The following is an 18410-nucleotide window of genomic DNA, read 5'->3' as shown; positions in this document are numbered from 1 at the left end:
GGGTTTCGGCCTTTAGATAGTCACAAAAGCGGGGCTTGGCCAGTGCCCGGGCTTTTCGCGCCCCGTTCCGCGCCCTATACCAAGTCGAAAGGAGCCAGAAACATGCCAAATCCCACCGCAGCGATCCTGATCATCGGCGATGAAATCCTCTCGGGGCGCACCCGCGAGGGAAACGCGCATTATCTGGCCGGACAGCTGGTCGAGCGCGGAATCACCTGCCGCGAAATCCGCGTGGTGCCTGACGATAACGAAGTGATCGTGGCCGCGGTGCGAGAGCTCTCGGCAGCCCATGATCACCTTTTTACGAGCGGCGGAATTGGCCCGACCCATGACGACATCACCGCCGATGCGGTGGCCGAGGCGATGGGCGCCAAGCTCGACGTGCGCGAGGATGCCAAGGCGATCCTTGCCGCGCATTATGCAGCCCGCGACACCGAGTTCACCGCCGCGCGGCTGCGCATGGCGCGTATCCCCGACGGGGCGGTTTTGATCGAGAACCCGGTCTCTGCCGCGCCGGGCTTCTCGCTGGGCAATGTCCATGTGATGGCGGGCGTGCCGAACATCTTTCAGGCGATGGTCGAGGGGCTCTTGCCGAAACTCACCGGCGGCGCGCCGATGATCTCGCGCAGCCTGCAGGTGCTGCGCGCGGAAGCCTCGGTGGCCGACGATCTGCGCGCGCTGGCGGGTCGCTACCCGGACCTCTCGATCGGCTCCTATCCCTTCGTGCAGGAGGGCCGTTACGGCACCAATCTCGTGCTGCGCGGCACCGATCCCGTTCAGGTCGACGCGGGCTTCGCCGAGCTGAAAACCGCCTTCCCGGAGGGCACATGATCGACGCCTACGCGATCATCGACGCGACCTGGCCCGCAGCCGAATATCGCCGTGCGGGCGGATTTCTGATCCGTGACGGACAAGGCGGCGGCTCGCGCGTCAGCTGCGCGACGTTGGAAGTGCCGCTCGAGCAGGCCGACATTCCGGCCGCCGAAGCTGCGCATCGCGCCTTGGGCCAGCGCCCGCGCTTCATGATACGCGCAGGCGACGAGGCCTTGGATGCGGTTCTGGAGGCGCGCGGCTACGAATCCTATGACCCGGTGCGGATCTGGTCGGCTCCGATCGCCGCGATGCAGGGCGAGGTGCCGCCCGTGACCGCTTTCGCCCATTGGCCGCCGCTTCAGATCGCCCGCGACCTGTGGACCGAGCTCGATGTCGGCCCCGAGCGTCAGGCGATCATGGATCGCGCCGAGGTGCCGAAAACCTGCGTGCTGGGCCGCAAAGACGACCGGGCCGCAGGCGTTGCCTATATCGGTCTCTACGAGGGGGCGGCGATGCTCCATGCGCTCGCCGTCGCCCCAAAATACCGCCGGATGAGCCTCGCGCGCGAGATGATCTATGAGGGCGCTCGCTGGGCCGCCGAGACCGGGGCCGAGCGGTTCGAGATGATCACGACGCTCGCCAATGACGCCTCGAACACGCTCGCCGAAAGCTTCGGTATGGAAGTGCGCGCGCAATATCACTATCGCCGCGCGCCGGAGGTGGCATGACCCGCCGGGCGATCCTCCTGCTGGCCGGTCTGCTGGCCGTCACCCTGTCCCACGCGGTGCAGGCCGCGTCTGATCTGCAACTGCCCGCAGGCGCCACCCAATCCGCGCAGGAGACAAGCCCCGCCACCAGCTACCAGTTGGCGGTCGGGCCGTGGCAGGAGGGTCAGCTCGAGACCCGCGATCTGGAAGGCGCGCGCTCCGACACCGCCTATCAGCTGCGCGCCAATCAGAACACGACGCTGCAAATCCTCGCGCCCCTGCGCGATCAGCTCGAACAGGCGGGCTACGACATCCTCTATGAATGCGACACGCAGGCCTGCGGCGGGTTCGATTTCCGCTACGCGCTCGACCTGCTGTCAGAGCCCGCGATGCATGTCGATCTGGGCGACTTCCGCTATATCGCGGCGCGCAAGGGGACCGATTATTTCGGAATTACCGTGTCGCGCTCGTCCGAGTCGGGCTTCATTCAGGTAACCGAGATGCGGGTGCAAGACGTCACGCCTGCTCAGCCCGATGATCCGCTCGCCCCGCCGCAAACCGCACCGATTCTGCCGCGCGCCGATGCGCCGGCCGTCGCCCCCTCCGCGCTTGCGCAGACGCTGGAGGCGCAGGGCTCGGTCGCGCTCGACGATCTCGACTTTCCCTCCGGCGCCTCTGCGCTCGGTTCTGGCGATTTCGCTTCGCTGCAGGCGCTGGCCGAGTTCCTCAAGGCCAATCCCGATTTTCAGGTGATGCTGGTGGGCCATACCGATGCTGTGGGCTCGCTCGCGGCCAATATCGCGCTGTCGAAGAAACGCGCGCAATCGGCACGGCAGAAGCTGGTCGGCGATTACGGGGTGGCGGCGTCGCAGGTCAGCGCCGAGGGGGCGGGTTTCCTCGCCCCGCGCGCAAGCAACCTGACCAAAGAGGGACGCGAGAAAAACAGACGGGTCGAAGCGGTTCTCACCTCGACCCGGAGTTAGCGCCAGCCGGCTGAATGGCTCGGCGCGGGAGGGAGTTCGCTCTCACCAGTTGTCGGGGCCCTTCTCGGCGAAGGTCTTGGCGAGGAAATCGATGAAGGCGCGCACTTTCGGCTGCGTGAAACGGCCCGGCGGATAGATCGCATAGATGCCCAGCGTCTCCATCGGCAGATCGGGCATCGCCTCTTCCACCAACCCTTCGCGCATCGCATCGGCGTAAAGGAAGGACGGCAGGTAAGCGATCCCAAGACCCGCAGTTGCAGCATGCAGCAGCGACTGACCGTCATTGACCGTCAGCCAGCCCGCCGAGCGGACCTGACGCCGCTCGCCCGAAGGCGCGGTCAGCTTCCAGACATTGCCCGCCGACTGGTTGGAATAATGCAGCAGCTTGTGGTCGTTGAGATCGTCGATCCGCTCGGGGCGACCGAATTTCTCGAAGTAATCCGGCGAGGCGATCATCCGGCGCGAGGTCTCGGTCAGCTTGCGCGCACGCAGGCTCGAATCCTCCAGTTCGCCGACGCGGATCGCCATGTCGAACCCTTCGGAGATGAGTTCGACATAGCGGTTGTTCAGCACCATATTCACGGTGATTTCGGGAAATTCCTGCAGGAATTCGCCCAGAACGGGCGAGAGAAGATTCACACCGAAATCGGTGGCGACCGAGATGCGCAGCAGCCCAGACGGCGCCGTCTGCATCGACGTGACCAGCGCATCGGCCTCGCCCGCATCGTTGAGAACACGACGCGCGCGGTCGTAATAGGCCAGCCCGATTTCCGTCGGCGAAACGCGACGGGTGGTGCGATTCAGAAGACGTGCGCCGAGGCGCGCCTCCAACGCCGAGACATGTTTCGACACAGCCGATTTGGAGATGCCCATCTTCTTGGCCGCATCGGTGAAGCCCCCTTGGTCCACAACGGTGGCAAAGGCTTCCATTTCAGTCAGGCGATCCATCCCAAACACCCTTCGGCTTGTAATTTCTGTTTCTTATTTCCCGCTTATCGGCACGAAATCGGGCGCAATTTAGACTTCGCGGCGACAATACGAGGGTAACAATCGGAGAGAATCCCGCAGGTTGGTGATCCCTGCGAAACGGTGGCGCTTTCGCTCTGACGCCGCGTTTGACGTGACAAGCTTGGCCTCGCGCCGCAGAGTGCGGGCCAAATCAGGGAGGGTTACATGAGCCAATATCCGCATATCTTCACGCCGCTCGATCTGGGCCATGTGACGCTGCCGAACCGCGTGCTGATGGGCTCGATGCACACCAATCTAGAAGAGCGCGGCGACTGGAATGCGGTGGCCGAGTTCTATGCCGAGCGCGCGCGCGGCGGTGTCGCGCTGATGGTGACGGGCGGCATGGCCCCTAATAATGAAGGTGGCGTCTTCTCCGGCGCGGCGGGGCTGTTCACCCCCGAGGATATCGCGCATCACCGCATCATCACCGACCGCGTGCATGAGGCCGGTGGCCGGATCGCGATGCAAATTCTCCACGCGGGGCGCTACGCCTATGGCCCCGATTGCGTGGCCCCGTCGGCCATCAGATCTCCGATCTCCCCCTTCCCACCGAAAGAGCTCGATGAAGCCGGGATAGAGAAGCAGATCGCCGACATTGCCACCGCCGCCGCGCGCGCCCGCGAGGCGGGCTATGACGGCGTCGAGGTGATGGGCTCCGAGGGCTATTTCCTCAACCAGTTCCTCGTGCGCCACACCAACAAGCGCGAAGACGGTTGGGGCGGCTCGTTCGAGAACCGGATGCGCCTGCCCGTCGAAGTGGTCAAGCGCGTGCGCGAAGCGGTCGGCCCCGATTTCATTGTGATCTTCCGTATCTCGCTGATCGACCTGATCCCCGACGGCTCGACCTGGGAAGAGGTCGTCACGCTCGCCAAAGCCGTCGAGGCGGCGGGCGCCACGATGCTCAACACCGGCATCGGCTGGCACGAGGCGCGGGTGCCGACCATCGTGACGTCGGTGCCGCGGGCGGCTTTCACCTGGCTGACCGGGCGGCTCAAGCCCGAGGTCTCTATCCCGGTCATCACGTCCAATCGCATCAACACGCCTGAAGTCGCAGAAGAGGTGCTGGGCGAAGGCTGCGCCGACATGGTGTCGATGGCGCGTCCCTTCCTCGCCGATGCGGATTTCGTAGTGAAGGCGAAAGAGGGCCGCGCTGCCGAGATCGCGCCCTGCATCGCCTGCAACCAGGCCTGCCTGGACCACACCTTCCAGGGCAAGGTCTCGAGCTGCCTCGTGAATCCGCGCGCCGCCCATGAGACCGAGATCGTCATCACCAAGACCGAGGCGCCGAAATCCGTCGCCGTCGTCGGCGCGGGCCCGGCGGGCCTGTCTGCCGCGATCACCGCGGCAGAGCGCGGCCACGCGGTGACCCTGTTCGACCGCGCCTCTGAACTCGGCGGGCAGCTGACGATGGCGCGTGCGATCCCCGGCAAGGAGGAATTCCACGGGCTCACCGACTGGTTCAAGACCATGGTCGAGAAGACCGGCGTGACGGTGAAGCTGGAAACCGACGCCACGCCCGAATTGCTCGCGCCCTTCGACGAGATCATCATCGCGACCGGCGTGCAGCCGCGCGACCCGGAAATCCCGACCGAGGGCGGGCAGGTCGTGACTTATATCGACATCCTCAAAGGCCGCGTCACCGCCGGCAAACGCGTCGCAGTGATCGGCGCGGGCGGCATCGGTTTCGACGTGGCCGAATTCCTGACGGTGACCGAAAGCCCGACCCTCGATCTGGAAGAATGGAAGCGCGAATGGGGCGTCGGCGATCCGGCGCAGACGCCTGGCGGGCTGACCAAGCCCGAGCCCGAAGCCCCTGCCCGCGAAGTGACGCTGTTGCAGCGCAAGAAGGAAAAACTCGGCCGCCGCCTCGGCAAGACCACGGGCTGGGTTCACCGCGCGGCGCTGCATATGAAGGACGTGAAGATGATCGGCGGCGTGAATTACGAGAAGATCACCGCCGAGGGGCTGCATGTCACTTTCGGAGAGGCGCGCGAAAACCCGACGCTGATCGAGGCCGATACGGTCGTGCTCTGCGCAGGCCAACTCTCGGACCGCTCGCTGGCCGATGCGCTGATCGCGGCGGGCCGTAGCCCGCATGTGATCGGCGGCGCGGATGTGGCGGCGGAACTCGACGCGAAACGCGCCATCGATCAGGGCACCCGGCTCGCCGCAGCGCTCTGATCACCTCTTCGGCTTGGAAGAAATATCCCGGGGGACTCGCATCGCGAGCGGGGGCAGAGCCCCCTCCTCGCTTTCAGCTTGATCGCCACGCCCCGCCATCTGCGCCGAAACGCATCGCCAGATCGGCGACCAGCGCCATGTCGACCGCATCCAGCGGTCCCTCATGGCGCGGACGAAAACGCAGGCGGAAGGCGGGCAGGATCGTCGCGAGCGGCGCCTCGGGGTAGCCGAGGTTGGAGGCCAGCGCGAGGAAGCTCTCAGCGTCCACCGCGGGCGCAGCTGCACTCCGCTCAGGCCAGATCGCCAGGCCCTGCCGCGCGAGGCGGTGCCAGTCGAAACGTGGCCCCGGGTCGATCTTGCGCTCGGGCGCGAAATCCGAATGGCCGATGACATTTTCCGGCGCGATTGCCCAGCGGCGCATGATCTGCGGCAGCAGCTCTTCCAGTGACGCCATCAGCGGCTCGGGGAACGGACGGTCGCCTTCATTGTCCAACTCGATCCCGATGGAGCGCGAATTCACATCGCCCAGACCCTGCCAGCTCCCCAAACCCGCATGCCAAGCGCGCTTCTCTTCGGGCACGAGTTGCTCGACCGAGCCGTCACGCCCGATCAGCCAATGCGCGGAGACCTCCGCCTCGGGCAGGCAGAGGCGGGTGCGCGCGGCCTCGCAGGACCGCATCGCGGTGTAGTGGATGATGATAAGCTCCGGCACCGCCCCATCGCGGCGCGGGCCGTAATTGGGTGAGGGCCAGTCGGCGCTCACTGACGCGCGGTCTGGAACGGTGTCGGATCCCAACCGCAGGCGAAACCGTCGCCATCGGGATCGAGGTTCAGCCGGTCTTTCTGCGGGCCGCCTGCCGAGAGGAAGGCGCGCTGCGCCTGATCGGCGGAGACGTATTTCGCGCAGGCCTTGCTCGCGGAGGTCAGCTTGATGCCCGACCGCTTGTAGACGGAATCACCCGGCCGGTTCGACACCGACAGCGCATAGGCGGCGAGGTTCGGACCCGAGCTGTCCTGATTGCTGATCGTGTTCTGCGCGACCGGCGCGGTGGCGAGGCTGCTCGACGCGGTGGTGTCGAAACCCGGCGAGCTGGCCGTGGTGCTCGACCCGGCGGTGCTGTTCGACGCGTCGGTTTCCTGCAGCGCAGCCATCGCATCGGCCCCGATCGCGGCACCGCTATTGTCGCCACCATTCGAGCTGGAGGCCGAGGTCGACGGGTCGTCGCCAATGGTGCCGCCTGCATCGATCGTCGGCGCGGAGAGCGCATTGGTCGTGCCGGGCATCGCGGTGCCGGTCGCATTCAGCGGTGCGCCGGGCGCGTCGGGGTTCGTCGAACCGTTGTCGGTCGGCAGAACGCTCTGCGCCGAAGGCGGCACGATGGGCTGGCCGCGCAGTTCGGCCTCGCGACGGGCCTCGGGGCCACTGTCGGGGATCGAAGAGATACAGCCCGAGAGGGCCAGAACGCCGCCGAGGATCGCGAGTGCCTGTTTCATGTTACCACCATTTTTCCGGTTTGGCCGCGAAGCCCGCCGCCTGTTCGAGGACATGGGCGTGATTCAGCAGATCGCCCTCTTCCCAGGGCCGCCCGATGAGTTGCAGCCCCAGCGGAAGACCCTTGCTGTCCAGCCCGCACGGCACCGAAACGCCGGGAAGGCCCGCAAGGTTCACCGTCACGGTGAACACGTCCTGCATATACATCTCGACCGGATCGGCGCCGTCCATCTCGCCCAGCCCGAAAGCGGCCGACGGGGTGGCGGGCGTCAGGATCGAGTCGATGCCCTGTGCGAAGACCTGCTCGAAGTCGCGCTTGATCAACGCGCGGACCTTGCGGGCGCGGTTGTAATAGGCGTCGTAGAAGCCTGCCGACAGCACATAGGTGCCGATCATCACGCGACGCTGCACCTCGGGGCCGAAGCCCTCGGCGCGGGTCTTCTCGTACATGTCGACGATGCCCTCGCCCGCCGCGAGCTTGGCGCGGTGACCGTAGCGCACGCCATCATAGCGTGCGAGGTTCGACGAGGCTTCCGCCGGGGCCACGACGTAATAGGCGGGCAGCGCGTATTTCGTATGCGGAAGCGAGATATCGACGATCTCGGCGCCCGCATCTTTCATCATCGCGATGCCGTCGTCCCAGAGCTTCTGGATTTCGGCGGGCATGCCCTCGATGCGGTATTCCTTCGGGATACCGATCTTCTTGCCGCGAATGTCGCCGGTCAGCGCCGCCTCGAAATCCGGGACCGGAATATCGGCGGAGGTCGAATCCTTCGGGTCGTGCGAGCACATCGTGCCCAGCATGATCGCCGCGTCGCGCACCGATTTGGTCATCGGGCCCGCCTGATCGAGCGAAGAGGCGAACGCCACCACGCCCCAGCGCGAGACCCGGCCATAGGTCGGCTTGATGCCGACGATGCCGGTGAAGGCGGCGGGCTGGCGGATCGAGCCGCCGGTATCGGTGCCGGTCGCGGCAAGGCACAGGTCGGCGGCGACAGCGGCAGCCGAACCGCCCGAGGAGCCACCCGGCGTCAGTTGCCGGTCGTCGATCTTCCACGGGTTCACGGCGGGACCGTAGCAGGCGGTCTCGTTCGACGAGCCCATCGCGAATTCGTCCATGGACAGCTTGCCGAGCATGACCGCGCCCGCGTCCCACAGGTTCTGCGTGACGGTGGATTCGTATTCCGGTTTGAACCCGTCGAGGATGTTCGACGCGGCCTGCGTCGCCACGCCCTTGGTCGCGAAAAGATCCTTGATGCCCAGCGGGATACCGCACATCGCGGGCGCGTTGCCCGACTTGATGCGGGCATCGGCGGCCTTGGCCTGCTCCAGCGCGATCTCGGGGGTCTTGTGCACGTAAGCGTTCAGCGCGCCAGCGCCCTCGATCTCGCTCAGGCAGGACTCGGTCAGTTCGACCGCGGTCACGTCGCCCTTCTTCAGCGCATCGCGCGCGTCGGCAATCGTCAGTTTGTTCAGGCTCATTCGACCACCTTCGGCACGGCAAAGAAGCCCTCACGGGCATCGGGGGCGTTCTTGAGGATTTTCTCGGGATAACCGCCATCGGTCACCTCGTCGACGCGGCGCTTGAGGCGCATCGGCGTCACGGAGGTCATCGGCTCGACGCCCTCAACGTCGACCTCGTTGAGCTGCTCCATGAAGGTCAGGATGCTGGACAGCTCCTGCGCGAGCTCGGGCAGATGGTCTTCGGGCACCCGGATCCGGGCCAGATGCGCCACTTTGCGGGCGGTGTCGATATCAATGGACATGTGCTTCTCCGCTTGTCTTGGAAGGCGGTTTAGCCCGAGCCACTGGGGCTTTCAAGCGCCGCGCCCCGCATCAGCGGGCCCCTGCCCTGTCACACGCGAATTTGCGCGCTAATCTTGGAACCTGCACAGTGCTGATACGTCACCCTGTCACAATCGAAGTGCCTAACGGAGGAAACCCATATGAAAGTCATTTGGCTCGGCCATTCCGGCTTCCGCATCGAAACCGGCGATGCCGTGATCCTGCTCGACCCGTTCCTGACCGGCTCGCCGGTCTTTCCGGACGATAAGCGCAGCGAAGCTATCAAAGGCGCGACGCATCTGCTGTTGACCCATGGCCATGGCGATCACGCCTCCGATGCGGTGCCGATCGCGAAGGAACTGGGCATTCCGATCTACTGCATTCACGAATTGTCGATCATCCTTGGCGCCGAGGGGGCCGAAACCGTCGGCTTCGGCAAGGGCGGCACGGTCGATCTAGGCGGCGCGAAGGTCACGATGGTGAACGCGACCCATTCGGCCTCGATCGACTACAAGGGCGGCGATCCGGTCTATGCAGGCCAGCCCGCGGGCTTCATGATCGAAGCCGAAGGTCACACGATCTATGTCACCGGCGACACCGACATCATGGCCGACATGGAATGGATGGGCGAACTGCATAATCCCGATATCGGCATCCTCGCAGCGGGCGGCCATTTCACGATGGACATGAAGCGCGCGGCCTGGGCGTCGAAGAAGTATTTCAACTTCAAGACCGTCATTCCCTGCCACTACAAGACCTTCGATGCGCTGGAGCAATCGGCCCAGCCGCTCATCGACGGCTTGCCCGGCGTGGATGTGATCGAACCCGAGATGCTCAAAGCTATCGAGATCTAAGCTGAAGCGCGCCGGGCCGCGGGCGGCATTGCTTGCAGCTTGCAGCCCGGCGCGCTAGCTTCTCGCCCGGATCGGGAGGCCGAATAGATGTCAGACTTATTGTCCTTCAAGGAGATGTGCGAGCGGTTCGACGTGACCCCGCGCACGCTGCGCTATTACGAGTATATCGAGCTTCTCAATCCCCAGAAGGAAGGACGTTCGCGCTATTACGGTCCGCGCGAGGTCGCGCGGATGACGTTGATCCTGCGCGGTCGCCGATTTGGCTTCTCGCTCGAGGAACTGCGCCAGTGGCTCATGATCTACGATCAGCAAGGCACGGAAGAGCAGAACCGCGTCTGGGTCGAACTTGCCGATCGGCAGCTTGACGTATTGACGCAGCAGCGTGAAGAATTGGACGCGGCTATCGACGACCTCCGACAATTGCGTGATCAGGTTCGGGACACACTTGATTCTTGACCCTGAAATGCATTCCTTAACGTCAGCGAGGTCGTGAGAGCGCCTTGTGAGCTTGACGATTATGGCGAGTTTCGAGGAAAGAAACTTGCTTTACCGTACGGTAAAAATTCCCTGACATTACGTCATTGGATTCGTGACGCCACGTTACGGTGACGCGAACGTAAAGAAGTCTTGTAATGTGGCCGCAGGCAGACGATTTGCCGCGTCGCATTACGCAAAGGAAACGCGAGGCAGAGAGTATGACCGACACAGTAATGACGATCCGCGAGATGTGCGACGCCTTCGAGGTGACCCCGCGCACCCTGCGGTTCTACGAAAGCAAGGAGTTGCTGTTTCCCATTCGCGAGGGACAGAAGCGGCTGTTTACGCGACGCGATCGCGCCCGGCTGAAACTGATCCTGCGCGGCAAACGTTTCGGGTTTTCGCTGGAGGATATCCGCCAGCTGCTGGACCTCTACGAGATGGGCGACAAGCAGAAGACGCAGCTGAACGAGACGATCAAGCTCGCACAGCAACGTCTGGAGGAAATGACGCGCCAACGCGAGGAACTGGGTCAGGCGATCGACGAACTGGCCGGTCAGATCGAGTGGGCGGAGAAGGAACTGGAGAAGGCGCGCCACGACGACGCGGCCTGATCCGCGAAGACGACTAAAGGGAGCGAACCATGTCGAGCTTTATCGCCAACACCAAGGACATGCAGTTTGTGCTGCATGAGCTGCTCAAAGTCTCGAATTCGGATGTGCCGGGTTACGAGGAAATGGACCGCGACTTCACTGAGGCCGTTCTGGATGCGGCCGGGAAGGTCTCGTCCGAGGTGCTGGCCCCTCTGAACGAGGTGGGCGACAAGGAAGGCTGCGTGCTCGAAAACGGCGTGGTCCGCACGCCCAAAGGGTTCGACAAGGCGTTCGAAGCGATGAAAGAGGGCGGCTGGACCGCGCTCGATTGCGACCCCGAGTTCGGCGGTCAGGGCATGCCCTATCTGCTCAACTGCGCGGTGGGCGAGATGTTCGTCTCGGCAAACATGGCCTTCAACATGTATCAGGGCCTGACCCACGGCGCCTATTCGGCGATCCACACGCACGGCACGGACGAGCAGAAGCAGACCTATCTGCCGAAGATGGTCACCTGCGACTGGACCGGCACGATGAACCTGACGGAGCCCCATTGCGGCACCGATCTGGGTCTTATGCGCACCAAGGCCGAGCCGCAGGACGATGGCTCCTACGCGATCACCGGCACGAAAATCTTCATCTCGGCGGGCGATCACGACCTGTCGGATAACGTGATTCACCTCGTGCTGGCGAAAGCGCCGGGCGGTGGCGAAGGCACCAAGGGCGTGTCGCTCTTCATCGTGCCGAAATTCCTCGTCAACGAGGACGGCTCGCTCGGCGAGCGCAACTCGCTCTCGGTCGGCAAGCTCGAAGAGAAGATGGGCATCCACGGCAACGCGACCTGCGTCATGAACTATGACGGCGCGAAGGGCTGGCTGCTGGGCGATCTCCACAAGGGGATGCGCGCGATGTTCACGATGATGAACGAAGCGCGTCTCGGCGTGGGCCTTCAGGGCTACGCCGTGGCCGAAGCCGCCTATCAGGAAGCCGTGGCTTACGCCAAGGACCGCACGCAGGGTCGCGACGTGACCGGCGTCAAAGCACCCGAGAAAGCCGCCGATCCGATCATCGTGCACCCGGACGTGCGCCGGATGCTGATGGATCAGAAGAGCTTCGTCGAGGGCGCGCGCGCCTTCACCTTCTGGGGTGCGCATCTGATCGACCGCTCCCATGCGCTCAACGACGCCGAGGCCGAAGGTCTGATCTCGCTGATGACCCCGGTCATCAAGGGCTTCCTGACCGACAAGGGCTTCGAGACCGCCGTCTCCGCGCAGCAGGTATTCGGTGGCCACGGCTATACCGAGGACTGGCCGATGTCGCAGCATGTGCGCGACGCGCGCATCGCGATGATCTACGAGGGTGCGAACGGCATTCAGGCGCTCGACCTGGTGGGCCGCAAGCTGGCAGCCGACGGTGGCAAGCACGTCATGGCCTTCTTCGAGATGGTCAAAGCCGAGTGCAAATCGCATGACGATGACGAGCGGATGAAGCCCTTCACCGACGCGCTGAAAAATGCCTCCAAGCAGCTTCAGACGGCGGGCATGTTCTTCATGCAAAACGGCATGAAGAACCCGAACGCGGCGCTCTCGGGCAGCTATGACTTCATGCACCTGATGGGGCATGTCTGCCTTGGCCTGATGTGGACGCGGATGGCGAAAGCCGCCTTCACCGCGCTCGACAACGGCGCGTCGGATACGGCGTTCTACGAAGGCAAGATCGCCACGGGCCGCTACTACATGGCGCGTCAGCTTCCGGCCTGCGCGATGCACCTCGCGCGGATCGAGACCGGCGCGGACCCGGTCATGGCGCTCGCCGACGACCAGTTCTAAGGCGACCGGATCCAACGAAAAAATGAACGGCGGGCCTCGGCCCGCCGTTTCAATTTTCAATCACCGCCATGTCAGGCGAAGTGTAGGGCCGGGCAATTGTTTTGCGCCCGTGCGGGTCTACCCTCGGAGTCTCCAACCAGAGACGATTCCCACCGAGTCCCGCCGTCATGTATCTCGATAATGCAGAAACCAACCGCCGTTACGACGCCGCTCTCGCAGAGCTGCGGGCGCGGGGTGTGTTCCGCTCGACCCGACCGCCAATGGGCGCGCGGGTGCTGCATTGGCTGGGCTTCGAGCCGCGCCCGATTCCCTATCTCGACTGGAAGCAGAACCTGCTGATCTTCGCAGCCGGGTTCGCGGTCGCGCAGCTTCTGGTGGACCACCTGCTGAGCGCGACCGAGGGCATGTCCTTCGCGCCGCATCTAGTGACGCTGGTGATCTCGGCGCTCGCCTTCGGTGCGCTGATGGCGCTGTGGCAGATCCACCGCAAGAACAAGCTCGGGCTGAGCGATTGGGACGACCTCTAGGGGCGGCTTTGAGGCTCGGAGCCAAAGCACCGGCGGTCTGGCCAGCGCGCAGGTTTCTTCCTAAGCTGCGCGCAACCTGACGCGCCTTCCCGCGCTACATTGCCCCGGAGCCTGAATGCCCAAACGCCTGCGCCTGACCCGTCGCTTTCCCGTCGCCATGACCAATGACGCCTATCGCAGACTCAATCGCTTCGCGCAGGAGGCGGAAATCACGCCCGACGAGGCACTGACCTTCCTGTTCGAGCATTTCAACTCCGTCACCCACGAGGAAAATCTCAACCACCGCCTGCGGCTGTTCAAGGCCGAGCTTGGCGAGCGCAAAGCCTGATTTCGAAAGGACATCCATGACCCGCCTGTCTCTCGCTTTCGCTGTCGCGTCCCTTGCCCTCTCGACCCTGCCTGCGCTCGCGTTCGACTCCGCCGACCGCAACGCGGTGACGCAGGAAGTCGCGGGCTTCACCAAGGCGGTGAACGATAAAGACTACTCCGTCTTCTTCGACACGGTGCCGCCGAAGATGATGCAGGCGATCGCGGATCAGACGGGTGTTCCGAAAGAGCAGCTCGAAGACATCATGCGCAAGCAGATCAACGACGCGATGGCCTCGGTGACGATCGACGATTTTGAGATGAACATCGCCGCGATGAAGACCGGAGAGACGTCTTCGGGCCGGGCCTATGCGCAGATCCCGACTTCGACGGTGATGGAGGTGCCTGATATGGGCAAGGTGCGCTCGACCAATACCACTCTGGCGCTGCAAGACGGCGAGGAATGGTATCTCGTGCGCATCGACAGCCCGGCGCAGATCGCGGTTTTGCGCAAGGTCTATCCCGATTTCGAAGGCATCGAGTTCCCCAAAGGCACGATGGAAGCGGTGCGCTAACCGCACCGCGCCGCTCGCTTTTTCCGCGCTTTCCGTTCACGTCCGTTCACCTCTCGCGACGGAACGCCGCCCTCTCCCTCGCGTTGAACGCAACGTCGTGCTGGAATGACGTTGCGGCGAAACGCCCATGAGGGGCTTACGTTCGCGTCACTTAGGGGTCAGATTGGCCCCGTGATCAGGGAGGACCGCAGCGAATGGCGGCACAACTTTATTGCTTCGGAGAGTCAGGCAACGCTTACAAGGCGGCGCTGACGATGGAACTGGCGGGCTACGACTGGGAGCCTGTCTATGTCGATTTCTTCAACGGCGAGGCGCGCAGCGCCGAGTATCAGTCGCTGAACGAAATGGCCGAAGCACCCGTCTTCAAAGAGGGTGACCTGACGCTGTCGCAATCCTGCGTAATCCAGCTTCATATCGCGGAGCAGACCGGCAAATTCCTCGCCGAGGATCGTAACGAGATGCTGCGCTGGATGTTCTGGGACGCACAAAAGGGCTCGGGCCAGCAAGGCGGCCTGCGTTTCCTGATGAACTTCCTGCCCGAAGAGAAGCGTCCGCAAGAGGCGATCGGCTGGCTCAAGGGCCGCGTGCTGACCGCGATCAAGACGCTGGAAAAGCATATGGACGGCCGCGACTGGGTCGTCGGCGACCAACCCAGCTTGGCCGATTTCGCCTGCTGCGGCTACCTCTACTACCCCGAGCCCTTCGGGTTCGACCGCAAGGAATTCCCCAATATCGACCGTTGGCTGGATGGCATCGCCGCCCTGCCCGGTTGGAAACACCCCTATGATTTGATGCCCGGCAATCCTTCCGACCGGGCGTGAGGAGGAACCATGACGGAAGCCTATATCTATGACGCAGCCCGCACCCCGCGGGGCAAGGGTCGCAAAGACGGCTCGTTGCACGAGGTCAGCTCTGTCGCGCTGTCGGCGCGGCTGCTGAACGCGGTGGCGGAGCGTAACAACCTCGAAGGCCACGCGGTCGAGGACGTGATCTGGGGCAACGCGACCCAGGTGATGGAGCAGGGCGGCTGCCTCGCACGCTCGGCGGTGCTTCTGTCGGATCTCGACGAGCGCATCCCCGGCCTGTCGATCAACCGCTTCTGCGCATCGGGCATGGAAGCCGTGAACCTCGCCGCCAACCAGGTGCGCGGCGGCGCGGGCATGGGCTATATCGCAGGCGGCGTCGAGATGATGGGCCGCGTCGCGATGGGCTCGGACGGCGCGGCAATCGCCGTGGACCCGTCGCTCGCGATGAAGACCTACTTCGTCCCGCAGGGCATCTCGGCCGATATCATCGCCACCGAATACGGCTTTAGCCGCGAAGACGTCGACGCGCTCGGCGTGGAATCGCAGCGCCGCGCAGCCGAGGCGATCAAGGAAAACCGTTTCGCGAAATCCATCGTGCCGGTGAAGGACCAGAACGGTCTGACCATCCTCGACCACGACGAATTCCCGCGGGCGGGCACCACGATGGAAAGCCTCGGCGGCCTCAAGCCCTCCTTCAAGGAGATGGGCGAGGTGATGCCCGGCTTCGACAAGGTCGCGATGCTGAAATACCCGCATCTCGATCACATCAACCACGTTCACCACGCGGGCAACTCCTCGGGTATCGTGGACGGTGCCGCCGCCGTGCTGATCGGCAACAAGGAATTCGGTGAGGCGCATGGCCTCAAGCCCCGCGCGCGCATCCGTGCCACCGCGAAGATCGGCACCGATCCGACGATCATGCTGACTGGCCCGGTTCCGGTGACCGAGAAGATCCTCGCCGATTCGGGCATGTCGATCTCGGATATCGACCTGTTCGAAGTGAACGAGGCGTTTGCCGCGGTCGTGCTGCGCTTCATGCAAGCCTTCCAGGTCGATGCCGACAAGGTCAACGTCAATGGCGGCGCGATCGCGCTTGGCCACCCGCTCGGCGCCACCGGCGCGATCATCATCGGCACGCTGCTGGACGAGCTGGAACGCCGCGACCTGAACACCGGTCTGGCCACGCTTTGCGTTGCGTCCGGCATGGGCGCCGCGACCATCATCGAGCGCGTGTGAGGGAGGAACAAATGGCTGATTTCAAATACGAACATGGAAGCGACGGCGTTGCCGTCATCACTTGGGACGTGCCCGAGAAGTCGATGAACGTGATGAGCATGGAGGGCTTCGCGCTCCTCGACAGCTTCATCGACAAGGCGCTGGCGGATGACAAATGCAAAGGCGTGGTCATCACTTCCGGCAAGCCCGATTTCGCGGGCGGCATGGACCTCAACGTCATCGCGCAGATGCGCGAAGGCGGCGCTCAGGCGATCTTCGACGGCGTGATGCAGATGCACCATGTCCTGCGCAAGATCGAGCGCGCGGGCATGGACCCGAAGACCAACAAGGGCGGCAAGCCGATCGCAACCGCGATCCCCGGCACCGCGCTCGGCATCGGTCTGGAGCTGCCGCTGTCGACGCACCGCACCTTCGTCGCGGACAATCCGAAGGCCAAGATCGGCCTGCCCGAGATCATGGTCGGCATCTTCCCCGGCGGCGGCGGCACCACCCGTGTCTCGCGAAAGCTCGGCGCGATGGCGGCGGCGCCCTTCCTGCTGGAAGGCAAGCTCTCGGACCCCAAGAAGGCAAAAGCGGCGGGCCTGATCGACGAGGTCGTCGAGGATCCGCTGGCCGCCGCGAAGGAATGGGTGCTGAACGCGAAAGACGCCGATCTGGTGAAACCGTGGGACGCGAAGGGCTTCAAGATGCCCGGCGGCGCGCCCTATCACCCGGCGGGCTTCATGACCTTCGTCGGTGCCTCCGCGATGGTGCATGGCAAGACCGCAGGCGTCTATCCGGCGGCCAAGGCGCTTCTGTCGGCGGTCTATGAAGGCGCGCTCGTGCCCTTCGATCAGGCGATCAAGATCGAGGCGCGCTGGTTCACCAACGTGCTGCTGAACCCGTCGTCGACCTCGATGATCCGCTCGCTCTTCATCAACAAGGGCGCGCTGGAGAAAGGCGCGAACCGTCCCGACGTGCCGGACCAGAAGGTGAAGAAGGTCGGCATCCTCGGCGCGGGCATGATGGGCGCAGGTATTGCCTATGTCTCGGCCAAGGCCGGTATCGAGGTCGTGCTGATCGACAACAGCCAGGAGGCCGCCGATCGCGGGAAATCCTATTCCGAGGGCATCCTCGACAAGGGTATTTCGCGCAAGAAGGTCACCGAGGAAGGCAAGGCGAAGACGCTCGGCCTGATCAACGCGACCACGGATTACGCCGCCCTTGAGGGTTGCGACCTGATCGTGGAAGCGGTGTTCGAGGATCCGGGCGTCAAAGCCGAGGTCACCAAGAAGGCCGAAGCCGTGATCCCGCAGGACGCGATCTTCGCGACCAACACCTCGACCCTGCCGATCACCGAACTGGCCAAGGCCAGCGCGCGCCCCGAGCAGTTCATCGGCATCCACTTCTTCTCGCCCGTCGACAAGATGATGCTGGTGGAGATCATCAAGGGTGCCGGGACCGGCCCGGTCGCCGTGGCGAAAGCGCTCGATTTCGTGCGCCAGATCCGCAAGACGCCGATCGTGGTCAACGACGCGCGCTTCTTCTACGCCAACCGCTGCATCATTCCTTACATCAACGAGGGGATTCGCATGGTGGCAGAGGGGGGGAACCCGACGCTGGTGGAACATGCCGCGACGATGGTCGGTATGCCGCTTGGCCCACTGCAGCTGGTGGACGAAACCTCGATCGACCTCGGCGTGAAGATCGCCAAGGCCACCAAGGCGGCGATGGGCGATGCCTATCCCGATGAGGCGGTCGATGACGTGCTGTTCTGGATGGCCGACGAGGGCCGGATGGGCCGCAAGTCGAACGCGGGCTTCTACGACTATGACGAGAAGGGCAAGCGTCAGGGCCTCTGGGAAGGCCTCGACGCCAAGTTCCCGCGCGCCGACGAGCAGCCTGACGTGCATCACGTCCAGCATCGCCTGCTGATGGCGCAGGTGCTGGAAGCGGTCCGTGCCTTCGAGCAGGGCGTGCTGGAAGACATCCGTGAGGGTGACGTGGGCGCGATCCTCGGCTGGGGCTTCGCCCCCTGGTCGGGTGGTCCGTTCAGCTGGCTCGACATTCTCGGCGCCGGCAAGGCCGTCACGATCTGCGAGGCGCTCACCGCGCAATACGGTCCGCGCTTCGAGGCCCCGGCCCTGCTGCGCGACATCGCAGCCAAGGGTGACACCTTCTACGGCCGCTACGGCGACGGTCAGGCCGCGAAAGCCGCCTGATCCGACAGCGCCAGAGAAACCAGAACGCCGGGACCGAAAG

At 64.2% G+C, this 18410-nt stretch carries 19 protein-coding genes; 14 read left to right on the top strand and 5 right to left on the bottom strand.

Annotated elements, in window-relative coordinates; translation table 11 throughout:
* Positions 1-102 precede the first annotated feature (102 nt).
* From BMI87_RS14550 to BMI87_RS14540, 3 genes are read left to right on the top strand one after another with little or no spacing between them, the layout of a single operon-like run.
* Positions 103-831, top strand: coding sequence for a molybdopterin-binding protein (locus BMI87_RS14550; protein ID WP_078522336.1), 729 nt, complete (start codon positions 103-105; stop codon positions 829-831).
* Positions 828-1541 carry a GNAT family N-acetyltransferase gene (locus BMI87_RS14545; protein ID WP_078522335.1) on the top strand — a complete coding sequence of 238 codons (714 nt, stop codon included), beginning with the start codon at positions 828-830 and terminating at the stop codon, positions 1539-1541. The genes BMI87_RS14550 and BMI87_RS14545 overlap by 4 nt, the downstream gene beginning before the upstream one ends.
* A complete protein-coding gene (locus BMI87_RS14540; protein WP_146681620.1) occupies positions 1538-2503 on the top strand; it encodes an OmpA family protein in 966 nt (321 codons plus the stop codon). Before BMI87_RS14545 ends, BMI87_RS14540 begins: the two co-directional genes overlap by 4 nt.
* Before the next feature lie 42 nt (positions 2504-2545).
* Here the strand turns inward: BMI87_RS14540 and BMI87_RS14535 are convergent, their stop codons facing one another.
* A complete protein-coding gene (locus tag BMI87_RS14535) occupies positions 2546-3451 on the bottom strand; it encodes a LysR family transcriptional regulator (RefSeq protein WP_078522334.1) in 906 nt (301 codons plus the stop codon).
* Positions 3452-3676: 225 nt separating this feature from the next.
* Between BMI87_RS14535 and BMI87_RS14530 the strand changes: the two genes are divergently transcribed.
* Positions 3677-5692: an NADPH-dependent 2,4-dienoyl-CoA reductase gene (locus BMI87_RS14530; protein ID WP_078522333.1), complete on the top strand. Its 2016-nt coding sequence runs from the start codon at positions 3677-3679 to the stop codon at positions 5690-5692.
* A 73-nt stretch (positions 5693-5765) separates the two neighbouring features.
* Here the strand turns inward: BMI87_RS14530 and BMI87_RS14525 are convergent, their stop codons facing one another.
* From BMI87_RS14525 to gatC, 4 genes are read right to left on the bottom strand one after another with little or no spacing between them, the layout of a single operon-like run.
* Positions 5766-6404: an N-acetylmuramoyl-L-alanine amidase gene (locus tag BMI87_RS14525; protein ID WP_246832708.1), complete on the bottom strand. Its 639-nt coding sequence runs from the start codon at positions 6402-6404 to the stop codon at positions 5766-5768.
* Positions 6405-6451: 47 nt separating this feature from the next.
* Positions 6452-7186, bottom strand: a complete 735-nt coding sequence (locus BMI87_RS14520) for a hypothetical protein (RefSeq protein WP_078522332.1) — start codon at positions 7184-7186, stop codon at positions 6452-6454.
* 1 nt (position 7187) lies between these two features.
* Positions 7188-8666 (bottom strand): Asp-tRNA(Asn)/Glu-tRNA(Gln) amidotransferase subunit GatA, encoded by a 1479-nt coding sequence (gene gatA, locus BMI87_RS14515; protein WP_078522331.1) that lies wholly within the window; start codon positions 8664-8666, stop codon positions 7188-7190.
* Entirely contained in the window at positions 8663-8950 is a 288-nt protein-coding gene (gatC, locus tag BMI87_RS14510) for an Asp-tRNA(Asn)/Glu-tRNA(Gln) amidotransferase subunit GatC (protein ID WP_075775378.1), read from the bottom strand. The genes gatA and gatC overlap by 4 nt, the downstream gene beginning before the upstream one ends.
* Positions 8951-9130: 180 nt before the next feature.
* On the opposite strand from gatC, the gene BMI87_RS14505 reads away from it, so the two are divergent.
* The 10 genes from BMI87_RS14505 (at position 9131) to BMI87_RS14460 (ending at position 18370) form a co-directional block, all read left to right on the top strand.
* Positions 9131-9823: a metal-dependent hydrolase gene (locus tag BMI87_RS14505; RefSeq protein WP_078522330.1), complete on the top strand. Its 693-nt coding sequence runs from the start codon at positions 9131-9133 to the stop codon at positions 9821-9823.
* 87 nt (positions 9824-9910) lie between these two features.
* On the top strand, positions 9911-10279 hold the full coding sequence (locus tag BMI87_RS14500) for a MerR family DNA-binding transcriptional regulator (protein ID WP_078522329.1): 369 nt from the start codon (positions 9911-9913) through the stop codon (positions 10277-10279).
* A gap of 239 nt (positions 10280-10518) precedes the next feature.
* Positions 10519-10914 carry a MerR family DNA-binding transcriptional regulator gene (locus BMI87_RS14495; RefSeq protein WP_078522328.1) on the top strand — a complete coding sequence of 132 codons (396 nt, stop codon included), beginning with the start codon at positions 10519-10521 and terminating at the stop codon, positions 10912-10914.
* Positions 10915-10943: 29 nt separating this feature from the next.
* On the top strand, positions 10944-12719 hold the full coding sequence (locus tag BMI87_RS14490) for an acyl-CoA dehydrogenase C-terminal domain-containing protein (protein ID WP_078522327.1): 1776 nt from the start codon (positions 10944-10946) through the stop codon (positions 12717-12719).
* Positions 12720-12886: 167 nt separating this feature from the next.
* On the top strand, positions 12887-13246 hold the full coding sequence (locus BMI87_RS14485; RefSeq protein ID WP_078522326.1) for a DUF6404 family protein: 360 nt from the start codon (positions 12887-12889) through the stop codon (positions 13244-13246).
* A 115-nt stretch (positions 13247-13361) separates the two neighbouring features.
* The gene (locus BMI87_RS14480; RefSeq protein WP_078522325.1) at positions 13362-13574 is read left to right on the top strand and encodes a hypothetical protein; all 213 of its coding nucleotides are present in this window, start codon (positions 13362-13364) and stop codon (positions 13572-13574) included.
* A gap of 16 nt (positions 13575-13590) precedes the next feature.
* Complete coding sequence (locus BMI87_RS14475) at positions 13591-14127, top strand: hypothetical protein (protein ID WP_078522324.1); 537 nt, start codon at positions 13591-13593, stop codon at positions 14125-14127.
* A gap of 194 nt (positions 14128-14321) precedes the next feature.
* Positions 14322-14948 carry a glutathione S-transferase family protein gene (locus tag BMI87_RS14470; RefSeq protein ID WP_078522323.1) on the top strand — a complete coding sequence of 209 codons (627 nt, stop codon included), beginning with the start codon at positions 14322-14324 and terminating at the stop codon, positions 14946-14948.
* 9 nt (positions 14949-14957) lie between these two features.
* Positions 14958-16169 carry an acetyl-CoA C-acetyltransferase gene (locus BMI87_RS14465; protein ID WP_078522322.1) on the top strand — a complete coding sequence of 404 codons (1212 nt, stop codon included), beginning with the start codon at positions 14958-14960 and terminating at the stop codon, positions 16167-16169.
* A gap of 11 nt (positions 16170-16180) precedes the next feature.
* Positions 16181-18370, top strand: coding sequence for a 3-hydroxyacyl-CoA dehydrogenase NAD-binding domain-containing protein (locus BMI87_RS14460; RefSeq protein ID WP_078522321.1), 2190 nt, complete (start codon positions 16181-16183; stop codon positions 18368-18370).
* Positions 18371-18410: the final 40 nt, after the last annotated feature.

The organism is Thioclava sp. F28-4, from assembly GCF_002020045.1.
Taxonomy (GTDB): Bacteria; Pseudomonadota; Alphaproteobacteria; order Rhodobacterales; family Rhodobacteraceae; genus Thioclava; species Thioclava sediminum.
Note: the sequence above shows the minus strand (reverse complement) of the source record. Positions and strands in the feature narration are given on the sequence as shown.

What these genes read in the sequence shown, in the direction of transcription:
- BMI87_RS14465 (WP_078522322.1), top strand. Translation starts at nt 14,958, where the DNA reads ATGACGGAAGCCTATATCTATGACGCAGCCCGCACCCCGCGGGGCAAG.
- BMI87_RS14500 (WP_078522329.1), top strand. Translation starts at nt 9,911, where the DNA reads ATGTCAGACTTATTGTCCTTCAAGGAGATGTGCGAGCGGTTCGACGTG.
- BMI87_RS14520 (WP_078522332.1), bottom strand. Translation starts at nt 7,186, where the DNA reads ATGAAACAGGCACTCGCGATCCTCGGCGGCGTTCTGGCCCTCTCGGGC.
- BMI87_RS14460 (WP_078522321.1), top strand. Translation starts at nt 16,181, where the DNA reads ATGGCTGATTTCAAATACGAACATGGAAGCGACGGCGTTGCCGTCATC.
- BMI87_RS14490 (WP_078522327.1), top strand. Translation starts at nt 10,944, where the DNA reads ATGTCGAGCTTTATCGCCAACACCAAGGACATGCAGTTTGTGCTGCAT.
- BMI87_RS14475 (WP_078522324.1), top strand. Translation starts at nt 13,591, where the DNA reads ATGACCCGCCTGTCTCTCGCTTTCGCTGTCGCGTCCCTTGCCCTCTCG.
- BMI87_RS14505 (WP_078522330.1), top strand. Translation starts at nt 9,131, where the DNA reads ATGAAAGTCATTTGGCTCGGCCATTCCGGCTTCCGCATCGAAACCGGC.
- BMI87_RS14480 (WP_078522325.1), top strand. Translation starts at nt 13,362, where the DNA reads ATGCCCAAACGCCTGCGCCTGACCCGTCGCTTTCCCGTCGCCATGACC.
- BMI87_RS14545 (WP_078522335.1), top strand. Translation starts at nt 828, where the DNA reads ATGATCGACGCCTACGCGATCATCGACGCGACCTGGCCCGCAGCCGAA.
- BMI87_RS14495 (WP_078522328.1), top strand. Translation starts at nt 10,519, where the DNA reads ATGACCGACACAGTAATGACGATCCGCGAGATGTGCGACGCCTTCGAG.
- BMI87_RS14550 (WP_078522336.1), top strand. Translation starts at nt 103, where the DNA reads ATGCCAAATCCCACCGCAGCGATCCTGATCATCGGCGATGAAATCCTC.
- BMI87_RS14535 (WP_078522334.1), bottom strand. Translation starts at nt 3,451, where the DNA reads ATGGATCGCCTGACTGAAATGGAAGCCTTTGCCACCGTTGTGGACCAA.
- BMI87_RS14530 (WP_078522333.1), top strand. Translation starts at nt 3,677, where the DNA reads ATGAGCCAATATCCGCATATCTTCACGCCGCTCGATCTGGGCCATGTG.
- gatC (WP_075775378.1), bottom strand. Translation starts at nt 8,950, where the DNA reads ATGTCCATTGATATCGACACCGCCCGCAAAGTGGCGCATCTGGCCCGG.
- BMI87_RS14470 (WP_078522323.1), top strand. Translation starts at nt 14,322, where the DNA reads ATGGCGGCACAACTTTATTGCTTCGGAGAGTCAGGCAACGCTTACAAG.
- BMI87_RS14485 (WP_078522326.1), top strand. Translation starts at nt 12,887, where the DNA reads ATGTATCTCGATAATGCAGAAACCAACCGCCGTTACGACGCCGCTCTC.
- BMI87_RS14540 (WP_146681620.1), top strand. Translation starts at nt 1,538, where the DNA reads ATGACCCGCCGGGCGATCCTCCTGCTGGCCGGTCTGCTGGCCGTCACC.
- gatA (WP_078522331.1), bottom strand. Translation starts at nt 8,666, where the DNA reads ATGAGCCTGAACAAACTGACGATTGCCGACGCGCGCGATGCGCTGAAG.